Raw genomic sequence first — 13,558 nt, 5'->3', positions numbered from 1 at the left:
CGGATGCTTCAGTTTAGCTATGGCGATGAACAGATTACGTTTGAGCGTTTGCCGCGTAGCGAAGGCATCCAGCGCGTTCTGATCAAGGTTCATCCTGATTGCCGGATTGAAGTAGCTGCCCCTACCCAAGCAGATGATAACGAAGTGCTGGCAGCAGTGAAAAAACGCGGTCGCTGGATTTATCAACAACTGCGTGATTTTCGCCAACAATCCGCTTACGTCACCCCACGACAATACATCAGCGGTGAAAGCCATTACTACTTGGGTAAACAATACCTGCTGAAAGTGCTGGAAGACCCTAATGCCACGCAGCAAGTGAAATTGTTACGCGGCAAACTGGAAGTGACGCTACGTCAAAAAAGTGCAGAAAAGGTGCAACAACTCCTGAGCGACTGGTACAAGGCGCGTGCTAAAGAAGTGTTTGCCAAACGGCTGGATGCCATGCTGGAACAGGCACTTTGGGTGGCTGAACGCCCGTCGTTAAGCATCCTCACCATGCAAACCCAATGGGGCAGTTGCTCCCCCCAAGGCAGGCTAACGCTTAACCCGCATCTGGTGAAAGCCCCACGCGAGTGCATTGACTACGTTATTCTGCATGAGTTGTGTCATCTTGCCGAGCATAATCACAGCGAACGCTTTTACCGTTTGCTGTCTCAGGTGATGCCCAGTTGGGAAAGGGTAAAGGCTCGACTGGATGCAAGGGCGGGGTATTATGTGTTGGCATGAAAACTGCTCTGTGAATGTGCAAACGTTATATTTCCTCTATCTAGGTTAAGTAATGCTCAAAATTGAACGTATTCTGGATAAAAGCAGCGTCCCACCCCGCCAGCCGCACCTGTCGCTGACCTTGCCGCACGAACGCCGCATTATCAGCCGCCAGCGCGTCACCCTCGACGATGGCAGCGATGCAGGCTTGTTCCTGCCACGTGGTTCCAGCCTGCAACACGGCGATGTCCTGCAAGGTGCAAGCGGCGAACTCATTCGCATTCAAGCTGCCCCCGAAACCGTGTCCACCCTGACGTGCGCCGATCCGTGGTTGCTGGCACGCGCCTGCTACCACCTCGGCAACCGCCATGTGCCGGTGCAAATCATGCCGGGCATGATCCGTTACCAACACGACCATGTGCTGGATGACATGCTGCACGGTTTAGGCTTGCATGTGGTGGTGGAACAAGCGCCATTCGAGCCGGAAGCGGGCGCGTATGGCGGCGGGCATTCGCATTCCCATGATCACTGACCTCGCACTGCTGCGCCTGCTGCATTTGGTTAGCCCGACCTTGCCGATTGGTTCGTTTACCTATTCGCAGGGGATCGAATGGGCGGTGGAATGCGGCTGGATTGCGACTCCCACCGATTTGCAAAACTGGCTGGCAAGCCAGTTGCACAGCGGTATGACGCATCTGGATATTCCGGTATTGCAACGCCTGTATCACGCCGTGGAACGCGCTGATGTGGAAGCGTTGGAATACTGGATTTACACCCTCAACGCCAGCCGCGAGACCAGCGAGTTATTGCTGGAAGAAAAGAATCGAGGGCGGGCGTTAACCGATTTGCTAATTGCGCTGGAAATCCCCAATGCTGCCCGCTGGAAACCGCTGCTGGCACAAAGCCAATCTGCCGCCTTCGCACTTGCTGCGATGCATTGGCAAATCCCGCTGCAACAAGCCGCTTACGGCTATGTGTGGAGCTGGCTGGAAAATCTGGTGTTGTCGGCGGTGAAAATCATCCCGCTGGGGCAAACGCAAGGGCAGAAGATCCTGCATGAAATGACTTTGCTGCTTCCCTCTGTGGTGGTGCAAGGTTTGCAAGTGGCTGATGACGACATTGGCGCAGCATCGCCCGCGTTAGCCATTGCCAGTAGTCGCCACGAAACCCAATACACCCGTTTGTTTAGATCGTGAAGAAAGGAAACCCCATGTCCAATCCATTGAGAGTCGGTGTCGGCGGCCCAGTCGGTTCTGGCAAGACCGCGCTGCTGGATGCGCTGTGCAAAGCCATGCGCGACACTTACGACATTGCCGTTGTGACCAATGACATTTATACGCAGGAAGATGCGCAATTTCTGATGCGCAGCGAAGCCCTGCCAGTGGAACGCATTGTCGGCGTGGAAACCGGCGGTTGCCCACATACCGCGATCCGCGAAGATGCGTCGATGAATCTTGCAGCGGTGGAAGATTTGCAAATTCGTTTCCCCGACCTTGATCTGATTTTCATCGAAAGCGGTGGCGATAATCTCTCGGCAACCTTTAGCCCCGAACTCGCCGATCTGACAATTTATGTGATCGACGTGGCAGAAGGTGAAAAGATTCCGCGCAAAGGTGGCCCCGGTATTACCCGTTCTGACTTACTAGTGATTAATAAGATCGACCTTGCGCCTTACGTGGGGGCTTCGCTGGAAGTCATGGAAAGTGACAGCAAACGGATGCGGGGCGAACGTCCGTTTGTGTTTACCAACTTGAAGGAAAAGTTGGGCTTGCAGACGATCATTGATTTCATCGTCCACAAGGGGATGTTGCGGGCGTAAGGTTTACGCGCTCGCTTGCACTTGGCTTTGCTGGGCTTCGAGTTCAGCAAGCCGCTTTTCCAAGGCTTCCAGCTTTTCACGGGTACGCAGCAGTACCGCCGACTGAATATCAAATTCTTCCCGCGTGACCAGATTCATCTTTTGCAGGCCGCCTTCGAGCAGGCCGCGCATATTCTTTTCAACATCTTCCTGCATGTGACGCACGGGTTCGGGTAGCAGTGCTGAGAGTTTCTTTGCCAGATCGTCGAGGTTGCCAAAGCTTTGCATGATGTGTTCCTTAAACTGAGTGAATGCCCCGAATTGTAGCAAATTCTATGCACGATAAACCCTTATCGTGGAATTAGTGCATCAGAGCAGGCTAATGCACTTTTATAGTGCTTTTAAGCACACCCACGCTTCGATAAGCGGTGTGAATTGCTTGTTTTTGCAACACCTCCTGTATTTGTCTCCCGATTAAGCCCCTTATTGGTAGTTGGCACGTCAATTGCAATATGTCTGGCGTTAAACAAAAAATTTATTTTCGTGGAGATTATGTGATGAAAAAGACGTTGTTGAGCATGGCTGTGGTAGGTGCATTGTTTATAGCAACTCAAGCACAAGCCGGTGCTAGCGCCAATGTTGGCGTGACTAATAACTACATCTGGCGCGGCATCACCCAAACACAAGATAGCCCAGCCCTGCAAGCAGGTTTGGATTACGCACACGATAGCGGCTTGTATGCTGGTACATGGGTATCCAATACCGAATTTGCAGGCGATGCAACAGGGCCGGAACTTGACCTGTACGCAGGCTACAAAAAAGACCTGAAAGGTGAAGCAGCCGTCGATGTGGGTGTAATCAATTACGGCTACCCCGATGACAACTCTGCTGAATTCACCGAAGCCTACGCCAAAGTAGCCCTGATGGGCGCGAGCGCAGAAGTCGATTACACCATCGACAGCAAAGACGCAACCGAAGCCGTGCAAAAAGGTGACGTATACCTCGGTCTGGGTTACAGCAAGGAAATCAGCGGCATTACCTACGGCGCAAAAGCAGGGCGTTACAACTTCAAAGCAGACAATGCGGACTATAGCAACGTGCAATTATCTGCTACCAAAAGTTTTGAAAAAGTGGGTGATGTGACCTTAGCCGTCGATAAAGCTGACGGTGGTACTGCCGAAGCGGTTAACGGTGATAGCGATGCACGTGTCAGTGTGTTGTGGAAAAAGTCTTTCGATTTTTAATCTGTCCTGTCAGCCCCTGCTGTTGCGGCGGGGCTTCCCTTACGAGCAAGGAGTTTGTTTTATGAAAATGGTGACGGCAATTATCAAGCCATTCAAGCTGGATGATGTACGTGATGCAATTGGCGATATTGGCATCAAAGGTATCACAGTGACGGAAGTCAAAGGCTTTGGGCGTCAAAAAGGGCATACCGAATTGTACCGTGGTGCGGAATACGTGGTGGATTTCTTACCAAAAATCAAGCTAGAAGCCGCCGTAGCAGACTCACAAGTAGAGCAAGTCATTGAGGCAATCAGCAAGTCAGCCAATACTGGCAAAATCGGGGATGGCAAAATTTTTGTGACTTCGATTGAACAAGTGATCCGCATCCGCACGGGCGAAAGCGGCGAAGAAGCACTGTAAGGGAAGGGGGTTTTAGATGAATATCCGTCTTGGTTTGATGATATTAACAGCGTTGCTGGGCTTTTCCGGCATAGCACTGGCTGACGATGCAGCAGCCGTACCTGTGCCTGAGAAAGGCGATACCGCGTGGATGATGGTCTCCACTTTGCTGGTTATCTTAATGATTATTCCGGGCTTGGCACTGTTTTACGGTGGCTTGGTTCGCGCAAAAAACATGCTGTCCGTTTTGGCGCAAGTGTTCACGATTTTCTGCGTGATTTCCATTTTGTGGGTCGTCTACGGCTACAGCATGGCGTTTACCGATGGCGGCGGCTTGAATAGCTTCGTCGGTGGTTTGAGCAAAATGTTCCTCAAAGGTGTGGATACGGCGGTAACAGTCGAAACCTTCAGCAAAGGCGTGGTTATTCATGAAATGATGTTCATGGTATTCCAGTTGACCTTCGCGGCGATCACCGTTGCCCTGATCGTGGGTGGTTTTGCAGAACGCATTAAATTCTCTGCTTTGTTAGTGTTCTCAGTACTGTGGTTCACGTTCTCTTACCTGCCCATGGCACACATGGTGTGGTTCTGGGGCGGTCCTTCAGCGTATGACGCTCCGGCTGGCTTCTTGTTTGCGAAAGGCGCTCTGGACTTTGCGGGTGGTACAGTCGTCCACATCAACGCGGCAATGGCAGCACTGGTAGGCGCAATCGTCGTCGGCAAACGTGTAGGTTACGGTCGTGACCCCATGCCACCGCACAACTTGGTCATGACCATGATCGGCGGTTCATTGCTGTGGGTAGGCTGGTTCGGTTTCAACGCAGGTTCTAACTTGGAAGCGACTGGCACAGCGGTATTGGCAATGGTGAACACCATCGTAGCAACAGCGGCGGCGGCACTATCGTGGATGTTCGCTGAATGGGTATTGCGCGGCAAGCCATCCTTACTGGGTGCGGTATCTGGTGCAGTGTCTGGTCTGGTTGCGGTGACTCCAGCAGCAGGTTTTGCAGGCCCGATGGGTGCAATCATGCTGGGTCTGGTAACAGGTGCAGCGTGCTTGTGGGGCGTAACAGGCTTGAAACACATGCTGGGTTACGACGATTCACTCGACGTCTTCGGGGTTCACGGTATCGGCGGTATCATTGGTGCAATCGGTACGGGCATTGTGGTTAACCCTGCACTGGGTGGTTCAGGGATTTTTGACTACGCCACGGGTGCAGTTGCTACTGAATTCGATATGGCGCACCAAATCTGGGTACAGATGCAAGGTGTGGGTACGGTCGTGATTTGGTCGGGTGTCATCAGCTTCGTACTGTTCACCTTGCTGAAAATGACCATGGGTCTGCGTGTTTCTCAGGATGAAGAGCGTGAAGGCTTGGATACTGTCTCTCATGGCGAACGTGCTTATTCCTAACACAATAATATAAACGTATTTTCTTCGAGTCGATTTGAGGCGGGAGCTAACACTCCCGCTTTTTTTATTTGGGCAACTGCCCCTGTTCACGGATTTGGAACGTACCATCTGATTGGGGTGGTACAATAAAATTACTCAAAAATTGCTTAGTACCCTCGTCAACACCGCTGCTTGGCTTCAAGTTCAATGCCGATTCGTACTGACCGTTGGCTTGCAAGGTTACTGTACCATCCAATGTAAAAGCCGCATCAGGTGCAGAAGCAAGCGTAACTTGCTGCACGCCATTCCCTTCACTGACACTGGCTGTATAAGTACCATAACGTTGCGGCAACATTTGCACGCCTGCTTCGCGCCATTCCCCCTGCCCACTCAATTGTGGAAAAGCCACTTGATCCCATGTCACCTCACTGAAATTGGCGAGGAATGTGCCGCTCAACGGTGGAATCATCAAGCGTTGCAAATACGGCGCAAGCGCCTTCGCCGGAAAGTCGCTGAGATTTAGCGGTGCACAGTGCAAGGTCTGGCTCAGATTGATACTGCAAATCCCATCAAACTGCCCACCTTGTGCAAAGTTACCGCGCAGATCGACAGCGAGTTGCCCCGACAGCAAAGCACTTGCCTGTACATCCCAATGCAGGTTGTGGATTTGCATCCCTTGAGCGCTGAGGGTCGCCACCCCGCCCGACCATAACGTGCCGTTCACCCCTTGCAACTGCACTGGCAAGTCAGCGGGTAATTGTGACACGAGCAAACGAGCAGGTAATTGCGTCAAGGAAGCCAGCAGGAAACTGGCTGTGCCTGCGAGGATTAGGGTGCGTTTTTTCATCGTTGAAGTGTAATTTGTGCGTCAACCGTGCCGGGTTTATCCGCTGGTTTCAGGCTCATACTAGTGGTATTGGCAGCCTGTTGGGTTTCCATTAAGGCCAGAAATTTTGCCAACGTATCGAAAGGTTTGGCTTCCAGCTTGAGATTGACGGTTTTCTTGTCTTTTTCGTCCGACGTTGTGCCTGCCCCATCCAACTGAAATTGCTTGAGAGCAGCAATCACCGCTGTGTGCAAACTGCCATTGCTGGCGGGCGCTGCGCCGGGGGATGTCCCTCGCAATGCAAGCACTTCGCCACGTTGGCTTTGCATCTCGGTATGCGCAGCTTGCGCGTCTGCCAAATCCAATTGCAACAGTTCGTGGTGTGCTGCCAGCGGTTTCCACAGGAATAACCACAGCACGGTTAAGCCGATCAAGCCCATGCCAATCATTACCAAGCGGCGTTCTGATGCAGCTAGGTTTTGCCACCAAGCCTTCATGATTGACCTCCCAGTGTTAGGGTCGCTTTTACGCTGTCGGCAGTGCGCGAGGATTGCATTTCCACCGCTTTGCCAAGGGACTTTTCCAGCGTGTCACGCAAGGTTTCGAGGGCTTGTTGGTTTTGGGTTTGCAGGCTCAAGGTCAAGGTGCTGTTTTGCGCTCGAATCTCGTCCACTTTCAAACCGCCGCCAGCGGCTTGCATCGCCTCGGCAACAGCAGCGAGTTGCGGCAAATGGCTGGCATTCGCGGCATCACCACTTTTACCGCGTATCCGTGCCAGTTCTGACGTCAGGCGACTTTTCAAACCGCGTGGGTCAACATCGCTCACACCGGGAAATAATTCGCTGAACAATTGCAGATTTTGCGCATCCACCGCGTCGAGTTGTTGTTGCAAGCGGTAACTTTCCACGCCGTAAATACCGACCGCCACCGCCACCGAAGCCAGCGCCAAACCCGCTGCCACGCGCCAGCGTTGTAACTGTTGACGAAATTGTGCGTTGTTTTCGGCTTGCAAACCATTCAGCAAATTGAGCTTGAGCGGGGCTTGCAAACTGCTGGGGTACAATTGTTCGGCTTGGGTTTCGGGGGTAATACTGAAACGCGTATCGGCTGACCAAAACGCCATCTGATCACTATACAAGCGCAGGCGTACTGGCGCGGTTTGCCCACTGGTCAAACTGTCGAGCAACAAGGGCAAGGCGGCTGGGGTGCTGGAATAGCCAGACAATTCGCCGGTGCGTACCCAAATCGTATCGTTTTGCTGCCACAAGGTAAGGCTGTCCGCCTCCCACGGCAACGCGAACACATCGGGTAACACGTTGCTCACGCGGATTTGCTGCGCTTGCAAGGCACTCACCCATTCGCGCAAGCGATCACGGCGAATAATCGCCACGTCGACTTGGGTGGAATCGGCACGGGTTTGCCAGACGATATGCTGATGATCGAGATCATCCGCAATGCTGTCTTCCAGCGCAAACGGTACGGCTTGCTGCAATTGACGTTGGTTACGGGTATTGACGCTGGTTTGGGTCAACAAAACGTCGCGGCTAGGAATCAGCAAGACAACATCTTGCCCACGGGTAGCGGGCAATAATTTATCCCATGTCCCGTGCTGCCAATCAGCAGGTTTGTTGGAGAGCACTGCCCAAGCGGGATCAGGATCATTCGGTGTTTGCAGGCGTATTACTAGCATCGTTAGTCGTTATTGGTTGTTCGTTAACCCGGTCGAATTGGCGCATTATGACACGAACTGCCCCCTTTGCGTCACGCAATAACAAACTGTTGACGAAAACCCGTGCATGGTTAATACGCACCTCACCCGTCAGACGGAAATATTGGCTAGTTACGTCGAAACTATTGATTAATACATCGTCTTTTCCGACAACAAACGCCATGTCTTGTTGGAATTCTGCTTTGCTTTTATAAACCTGTTTGAGCTTGCGTTTATCCAGAATTTGCGTGATCTGATTATCTGCCAAGCGTAGTGCTTTTAGCACTTCCTTGCTCGCCGTATTCGGGTTAATCGTGGTTTTTTTGAACGGTAATGCCGTGACGGTGGTGAGCAATTGATTCAATGCCGTGTTCTTGTCGTTGGGGTCAGGCATTTCCAAGCGTATCAAGCGCAACTCACTGGGATCAACCAGTGGCATATCGGCAGCCAAATACGGAATTGCACCCGATAAATAATAATCACGTTCTGCACCATCAATCCCTTCCGGCTGCTGATTACTGTCAAGCCAATCGGCAATAGCGTCGGTAAAACCAGCAGGCAAGCCCGCATCCGTCACAAACGGTTTCAACAAACCCAACGCTGCCCCATCGAGTTTACCGCGTTGTTCACCTTCCTGACTGACCAGATTATTGAGGTTGAAACGCCCCTGCATGTCTTCCAACTTACCGCTGAAACGCACGACTGCACCGCTTTCTTCGGTGAGCGTCTGTTCTGGTAACGTTTGCGCCCAGCGGTCGGTGAGCGCGTCGTATTTATTATCCTTTGCATCCAATTGCAGTTGTAAGCCCGCGTATTGCTCCATCATCAGCACGTATTGCCAAGAACGTTCCAGTGATTGGAAATTATCGGTCTGGCGCACCGCCCGACTTTGCCGCGCAAAAATGACAGCGGCAAGCGTCACTACCAGCACCGCAATGACCAACACGGACAGGATAGCAATACCGCGTTGCTGACGCGGTGAAGACGATGTAGCTAAAGGGTGATTGAATTGCATTCGGCAATTCTGACATAAAAGAGGAAGGCGACCTATACTCCATGACGCATTCCATCCACTTCCCCAAACGACAAGGATTAGTTCATGTTGAAGTTAACAAAAACCGTACTCGCAACGCTTACCTTATGCGCCACCACGCTTATCACCCTACCCGCTGAAGCAGGCGCACGCTACAGCAAAGTCGATGCCCAAGGCAATGAACTTCCCGACGGTGCCGGCGCGTGGTCATGCGTCAAAGACAACCAAACCGGCGCACTCTGGGAAGAAAAAACCGATGACAATGGTCTACAAGACAAGGATTGGCGCTATCGCCATTTTCACAATTCCGCTGGCTACGCCTCCACCGTGGATTACAACGGCAATCAACTGTGCGGATCATTGGAAAGTTGCGACGCGTATTCCTACGTGAATGCCTTGAATAGCACCAGCTTGTGCGGACGCAATAACTGGCATTTGCCCTTGCCCGGTGATCTGTTGGGCTTGGCACAATTCAATGGCGCACCACCGCATATTGATACGGGCTATTTCCCCGAAACCGCTAACCACCCCGGTTTAGGCTCGTATTGCACCGAAAACATGAAAATGGACGAATACGGGAATCGCCACGAGGAAAATTACCAAGGCGTGGATTTCAGCTTACCTGTGTATGACGGCAATCTGGGCGGTAGCCTAATCTTTGCATTACGCTATTCCGGTGAAGTCCCCGATGGCTTGACCGCTTACCCGAATGCTAACTGGATTTGCTACACGCGCTTAGTCAGCAACTAAGCACTATTGCGCCACCACAGGTGCAGCGACCGGTGCAGGCGGTTTAGGCGCAATCGGTAGTAAACGTTCAGACAGGCGGCTGCCTTTGCCTTGGGTCAGTTTATAGTCGTAAATCGTGGTGTAAGCCATGACCGCCTGCACGTAATCACGGGTTTCAGTAAACGGAATACTTTCCACCCACTGATCGGCATTGATCAGCTTATCCGGTGCCCACTGCGGCGGACGCCCCGGCCCAGCATTGTACGCCGCCGTGGCTTGCACATAATTGCCGGAAAATTTTGCCAGCATCTCACGCAAGTACGCGCTACCCAATTGCACATTGGTCGCGGGGCGCAAAATGTCCTCGCGCCCATTGATATTCAGCCCCAACTTACTGCCCACGGCGCGGGCGGTCGGTGGAATCAATTGCATCAAACCGAGTGCTTTGGCACCAGATTCGACATTCACATCAAACGCACTTTCACGGCGCATCACCCCCATAATCCACGCCGCTTGAATACCTTGATTGCGCCCCTGCTCCACCGCCAAATCGGTGTGAACCAGCGGAAAACGTAAATCGACCTCATCCCATTCTTTGGCACGCGCCACCGTCCAAATCGCCAGATTCGCGTCATTGGCACGCGTCGCCAACTCTGCCATTGCTAAAATGCCCGCTTTATCCATTGGCTTGAGGGCACGAAACCACTCCTTGCGCCCTTGCTCACGGTTGCCGAGCGCAAACCACTCGAAAGCACGTTGCACTGCTGCAATTTTCTGCAAGCCACCGACCCGTTGGCTGCGATCCTGCGGTTTAGTATTGAGGCTGTCGTAGCTCTGCCCAAGATGATCGGCGGCGAGGAAACCGTAAAACGTAGGCTGTGTAGCAATCTTGGCGTACAACTTCTTGGCAGCACGTTTTTCGCCGGTTTGTTCTAATGCTCGCGCTTGCCAGTAATGCCAGCCCGCCGCATCACGTTCATTGTCGAATTTGAGTTGCTGGGTTGCGTTTAACACGCTCTCCCAATCACCCGCCCGCGCGGCGGCGCGGGCTAGCCACAGATTGCCGTCTTGGGTGCGCAAGTCGGCAGGAATCGCGGCAAGACGCGGCACAGCCACGGCTTCATGACGCAGGGCTTGCTGCATCCCCAGTGCACTTTCAACCTTGGCACTTTCGGCGGGGGTAAATTTGAGGCGTTGCCGTGCCGCTAACCACAGCGTTTCGGCAGCTTGCGGTTCTTTTTTGGCAAGGCGTTCCAGCCCGTAGCCAATCGCATCGCGTAAATACGCGGTATCGGCTTGCTGGATAGCCAGAGGCAAGGCATCAGCGGGGCTATTGCGAATTTGTATCCACAAATTCACTGCAACCTGTGCGTCTGGCGGCAAATCAGCGGCAAGTTGTGTCGCGAGTGTGGTTTGGTTTTTATCGAGGGCGACACGAATGCGTTCCCAATAATCCGTGGTAGCCAATTGCACATGGCGGCGCAATAAATCCGTGACCGGCACACACGCTGCGGAAATACCTTTGGTAATGCCCAGCCAAGCTTGTTTGCCGAGCGCTAACGCCGCTGGTTTTTGACCAACTGCCGCCAGCGCTTGAGTGCGGTAACATTGCGTATCGGTGTCTTCAATATCAGCGGGAATATGGGTGAGCAGGTTTTGCCAGTCTTGTTTCTGAGCGAAACGTTGGGCGAGTTTGCCGTAAAGATCATCGGCAAATAGGGAATAGGGATTACGCCATACAAAGTCCAGCACTTGCGCGTCTGGCACAGTCTCGAAGGTTTGCTTGAGGTAGGTGTATTCTAACCACGGGTACAAGGGGTAGCGTTGCATATCGGCAGGCAACGCGGCGAATCCACTGGTATTTCCGGCTTGTAAGTCGCTATACGTTTGCTGGAACAGTTGGCGCTGCACCAATGCGTTGTCCGGCAACGCCGCTAGGGCGGGCGGAGTGCTGGATAACATACAACACGTCAGGGTCAATAACAATCGGCTCATTAAACAAGTCAGGCTACCAATAATACGCCAAGAGTCTCATAAATACCGCGCTGGATTCAATTGAATGCTGTAAACCGGCGGTTGATCGTGGCGTTATGCGGCCTGATCGTAATCTTGCGTTGCCAACAATACATTGCTTTTAAACAGCAAATAACCGTAATGTTTCACCTGATCGGCTTTGTCATACGCCGTAAAACTCACGCCTGCGTAAATCTCATGGCCTTCCGCACGATGCTCACTTTCTAACATAATAATGTCACGGATAACGCCACCACGCTGCTGGTCAGTACCGCTGTAGGCGATTTCACCAAATTCAATACCGTGCGTGGGGGCAAATTTGACAGCGGGTAGACCGTTTTTGAGGTGGCTGTGCGGACCGGTGGAAAGGAAAGCGATTTTAACGTAGCGGAGAATTAAGTCAGGCCAAGGGTTGGAAATTTCGATACTCAAACGTTCATCGGGCATTCCGACTAAGTGACGACGGTGCATTCTCACCTTCGGCCAATAACGCGCCGTGGCAAAGTGGGACGAGGCTTCGCAGGGGCTGCATTCCTGCATGTCATGGAAAAAGGTATCGGGAAGGTGCAATTGATGGATGTTCATGGTGTTTACCTCAGTTTGGCTGGATGATTTCCTAATGAAACTATTGAATCAGGCACTTGACTTTACTAAAAAGTTCCAAGCATTAAAGTGACAGTGCTCACTTTCCTAACAAGTCATTATGAGAATCAGCGTTTTTCGCCTTATTTTTGATTAATTCACGGTAAGTATACTGCGTCCATCCCCTAACAACAGATGAACCACGACAAGCGTTCCGATCTATGGTACGTAAGGTAGCGGTCACACCGTCGCGAGCAAACTGAGGTAACGTGCAAAACGGCGGGGTGGAATTTTTCCAGCACTAACCGCTGCTTTGATGGCACAGCCCGGTTCGTGGTTGTGGCTGCAATTGTGAAAGCGGCATTCCCCCAAAAACGGGCGGAATTCAGGAAAACCGGTTTCCAGCGTGGCAAAGTCCAGCCCGATCAATCCAAAGTCGCGCACCCCCGGCGAATCAATCAACGCGCCACCCGTGGGTAAACGGTACAGCATGGCGGACGTGGTGGTATGCCGTCCTTCCCCCGTCTCCGAAATACTGCCCACGCGGATGTCGGTGTCTGGCAGCAATTGTGTGGCAATGGAGGATTTCCCCACCCCCGATTGCCCCACTACGATAGCGGTACGCCCCCGAATCGCCGCCAGAATGTCGGCAATGCCTTGGTTTTGATCTGCCGCAACGTGCAGTACGTCGCAACCCATTTGCACATACTCGGCTAAACAGGCTTCCGCTTCTGCCGTGGCATGGGTAGAACGTAAATCGGCTTTGTTCATCACCAACAAAACATCGGCGTGCAAACGGTTGGCGGCAATCAGATAACGATCCAACATTTCCCACAAGGGCGCGGGTTGCCAACTGGTCACGACGATTAAGAGATCGATATTGGCGGCGACCGGACGTAAGCGCCCGCGAAAGTCTGGGCGCTCCAACACGTTTTGGCGCGGGAGCAGGGCTGTGACCGCTGCATTGCCTTGGGCTTGACCCTCCCATTGCACGCGGTCGCCACAGGCAAGGTTATCGAGCTTACGCCGGGCGGTGCAACGCAATAATTCACCACCTGCGGTTTCGATAAGAACGTCCGCACCGAAGCGAGTAATCACCTGCCCGATGCCTGAAGAAGCTGCTTGAAATATGTTTTCCGTCATAACAT

Annotated in this window: 16 protein-coding genes; 8 read left to right on the top strand and 8 right to left on the bottom strand. The window is 52.6% G+C overall.

Translation table 11 applies throughout. The annotated features are described in order from the left end of the window. Window positions 1-3 precede the first annotated feature (3 nt). The 4 genes from J1836_RS08085 to ureG are packed head-to-tail and all read left to right on the top strand — an operon-like array spanning window position 4 to window position 2,524. The gene (locus J1836_RS08085; RefSeq protein WP_207250564.1) at window positions 4-726 is read left to right on the top strand and encodes a M48 family metallopeptidase; all 723 of its coding nucleotides are present in this window, start codon (window positions 4-6) and stop codon (window positions 724-726) included. Between the two features lie 52 nt (window positions 727-778). Beyond that, window positions 779-1,237 (top strand): urease accessory protein UreE, encoded by a 459-nt coding sequence (gene ureE / locus J1836_RS08080; RefSeq protein WP_207250563.1) that lies wholly within the window; start codon window positions 779-781, stop codon window positions 1,235-1,237. Further along, on the top strand, window positions 1,158-1,901 hold the full coding sequence (locus J1836_RS08075; RefSeq protein WP_242632773.1) for an urease accessory protein UreF: 744 nt from the start codon (window positions 1,158-1,160) through the stop codon (window positions 1,899-1,901). Before ureE ends, J1836_RS08075 begins: the two co-directional genes overlap by 80 nt. Window positions 1,902-1,915: 14 nt before the next feature. Then, window positions 1,916-2,524: an urease accessory protein UreG gene (gene ureG, locus J1836_RS08070; RefSeq protein ID WP_207250562.1), complete on the top strand. Its 609-nt coding sequence runs from the start codon at window positions 1,916-1,918 to the stop codon at window positions 2,522-2,524. A gap of 3 nt (window positions 2,525-2,527) precedes the next feature. On the opposite strand, the gene ubiK is transcribed toward ureG, so the two are convergent. Beyond that, the gene (ubiK, locus tag J1836_RS08065; protein ID WP_207250561.1) at window positions 2,528-2,791 is read right to left on the bottom strand and encodes a ubiquinone biosynthesis accessory factor UbiK; all 264 of its coding nucleotides are present in this window, start codon (window positions 2,789-2,791) and stop codon (window positions 2,528-2,530) included. 269 nt (window positions 2,792-3,060) lie between these two features. Here ubiK and J1836_RS08060 point away from each other — a divergent pair, with 269 nt between their 5' ends. From J1836_RS08060 to J1836_RS08050, 3 genes are all read left to right on the top strand, one after another. Beyond that, complete coding sequence (locus J1836_RS08060; protein ID WP_207250559.1) at window positions 3,061-3,747, top strand: TorF family putative porin; 687 nt, start codon at window positions 3,061-3,063, stop codon at window positions 3,745-3,747. Window positions 3,748-3,808: 61 nt separating this feature from the next. Continuing rightward, a complete protein-coding gene (gene glnK / locus J1836_RS08055; RefSeq protein WP_207250558.1) occupies window positions 3,809-4,147 on the top strand; it encodes a P-II family nitrogen regulator in 339 nt (112 codons plus the stop codon). Between the two features lie 16 nt (window positions 4,148-4,163). Further along, on the top strand, window positions 4,164-5,540 hold the full coding sequence (locus J1836_RS08050; protein ID WP_207250556.1) for an ammonium transporter: 1,377 nt from the start codon (window positions 4,164-4,166) through the stop codon (window positions 5,538-5,540). Between the two features lie 64 nt (window positions 5,541-5,604). On the opposite strand, the gene J1836_RS08045 is transcribed toward J1836_RS08050, so the two are convergent. From J1836_RS08045 to gspK, 4 genes are read right to left on the bottom strand one after another with little or no spacing between them, the layout of a single operon-like run. Continuing rightward, window positions 5,605-6,366, bottom strand: a complete 762-nt coding sequence (locus J1836_RS08045) for a type II secretion system protein N (RefSeq protein WP_207250555.1) — start codon at window positions 6,364-6,366, stop codon at window positions 5,605-5,607. Then, complete coding sequence (locus tag J1836_RS08040; protein WP_207250553.1) at window positions 6,363-6,842, bottom strand: type II secretion system protein M; 480 nt, start codon at window positions 6,840-6,842, stop codon at window positions 6,363-6,365. The genes J1836_RS08045 and J1836_RS08040 overlap by 4 nt, the downstream gene beginning before the upstream one ends. Beyond that, the gene (gene gspL / locus J1836_RS08035; protein WP_207250551.1) at window positions 6,839-8,035 is read right to left on the bottom strand and encodes a type II secretion system protein GspL; all 1,197 of its coding nucleotides are present in this window, start codon (window positions 8,033-8,035) and stop codon (window positions 6,839-6,841) included. The genes J1836_RS08040 and gspL overlap by 4 nt, the downstream gene beginning before the upstream one ends. Continuing rightward, window positions 8,004-9,068 carry a type II secretion system minor pseudopilin GspK gene (gene gspK, locus J1836_RS08030; RefSeq protein WP_207250550.1) on the bottom strand — a complete coding sequence of 355 codons (1,065 nt, stop codon included), beginning with the start codon at window positions 9,066-9,068 and terminating at the stop codon, window positions 8,004-8,006. The genes gspL and gspK overlap by 32 nt, the downstream gene beginning before the upstream one ends. An 84-nt stretch (window positions 9,069-9,152) precedes the next feature. Between gspK and J1836_RS08025 the strand changes: the two genes are divergently transcribed. After that, a complete protein-coding gene (locus J1836_RS08025) occupies window positions 9,153-9,836 on the top strand; it encodes an Lcl domain-containing protein (protein ID WP_207250548.1) in 684 nt (227 codons plus the stop codon). A gap of 3 nt (window positions 9,837-9,839) precedes the next feature. On the opposite strand, the gene J1836_RS08020 is transcribed toward J1836_RS08025, so the two are convergent. The 3 genes from J1836_RS08020 to rsgA all read right to left on the bottom strand — a co-directional run bounded on the left by J1836_RS08020 (window position 9,840) and on the right by rsgA (window position 13,553). Then, a complete protein-coding gene (locus J1836_RS08020; RefSeq protein ID WP_207250547.1) occupies window positions 9,840-11,810 on the bottom strand; it encodes a transglycosylase SLT domain-containing protein in 1,971 nt (656 codons plus the stop codon). 93 nt (window positions 11,811-11,903) lie between these two features. After that, window positions 11,904-12,413, bottom strand: coding sequence for a hypothetical protein (locus J1836_RS08015; protein WP_207250545.1), 510 nt, complete (start codon window positions 12,411-12,413; stop codon window positions 11,904-11,906). 237 nt (window positions 12,414-12,650) lie between these two features. Further along, window positions 12,651-13,553 (bottom strand): ribosome small subunit-dependent GTPase A, encoded by a 903-nt coding sequence (rsgA, locus tag J1836_RS08010; protein WP_207250544.1) that lies wholly within the window; start codon window positions 13,551-13,553, stop codon window positions 12,651-12,653. Window positions 13,554-13,558 lie beyond the last annotated feature (5 nt).

Origin of the sequence: Thiothrix fructosivorans, from assembly GCF_017349355.1 — a bacterium.
GTDB lineage: Bacteria > Pseudomonadota > Gammaproteobacteria > Thiotrichales > Thiotrichaceae > Thiothrix > Thiothrix fructosivorans.
The sequence above is the reverse complement of the archived record's forward strand: the minus strand, read 5'-3'. Positions and strand labels throughout refer to the sequence as shown.

Coding starts and splice junctions, on each gene's coding strand:
- J1836_RS08085 (WP_207250564.1), top strand. CDS start 4: ATGCTTCAGTTTAGCTATGGCGATGAACAGATTACGTTTGAGCGTTTG.
- ureE (WP_207250563.1), top strand. CDS start 779: ATGCTCAAAATTGAACGTATTCTGGATAAAAGCAGCGTCCCACCCCGC.
- J1836_RS08075 (WP_242632773.1), top strand. CDS start 1,158: ATGTGGTGGTGGAACAAGCGCCATTCGAGCCGGAAGCGGGCGCGTATG.
- ureG (WP_207250562.1), top strand. CDS start 1,916: ATGTCCAATCCATTGAGAGTCGGTGTCGGCGGCCCAGTCGGTTCTGGC.
- ubiK (WP_207250561.1), bottom strand. CDS start 2,791: ATGCAAAGCTTTGGCAACCTCGACGATCTGGCAAAGAAACTCTCAGCA.
- J1836_RS08060 (WP_207250559.1), top strand. CDS start 3,061: ATGAAAAAGACGTTGTTGAGCATGGCTGTGGTAGGTGCATTGTTTATA.
- glnK (WP_207250558.1), top strand. CDS start 3,809: ATGAAAATGGTGACGGCAATTATCAAGCCATTCAAGCTGGATGATGTA.
- J1836_RS08050 (WP_207250556.1), top strand. CDS start 4,164: ATGAATATCCGTCTTGGTTTGATGATATTAACAGCGTTGCTGGGCTTT.
- J1836_RS08045 (WP_207250555.1), bottom strand. CDS start 6,366: ATGAAAAAACGCACCCTAATCCTCGCAGGCACAGCCAGTTTCCTGCTG.
- J1836_RS08040 (WP_207250553.1), bottom strand. CDS start 6,842: ATGAAGGCTTGGTGGCAAAACCTAGCTGCATCAGAACGCCGCTTGGTA.
- gspL (WP_207250551.1), bottom strand. CDS start 8,035: ATGCTAGTAATACGCCTGCAAACACCGAATGATCCTGATCCCGCTTGG.
- gspK (WP_207250550.1), bottom strand. CDS start 9,068: ATGCAATTCAATCACCCTTTAGCTACATCGTCTTCACCGCGTCAGCAA.
- J1836_RS08025 (WP_207250548.1), top strand. CDS start 9,153: ATGTTGAAGTTAACAAAAACCGTACTCGCAACGCTTACCTTATGCGCC.
- J1836_RS08020 (WP_207250547.1), bottom strand. CDS start 11,810: ATGAGCCGATTGTTATTGACCCTGACGTGTTGTATGTTATCCAGCACT.
- J1836_RS08015 (WP_207250545.1), bottom strand. CDS start 12,413: ATGAACATCCATCAATTGCACCTTCCCGATACCTTTTTCCATGACATG.
- rsgA (WP_207250544.1), bottom strand. CDS start 13,553: ATGACGGAAAACATATTTCAAGCAGCTTCTTCAGGCATCGGGCAGGTG.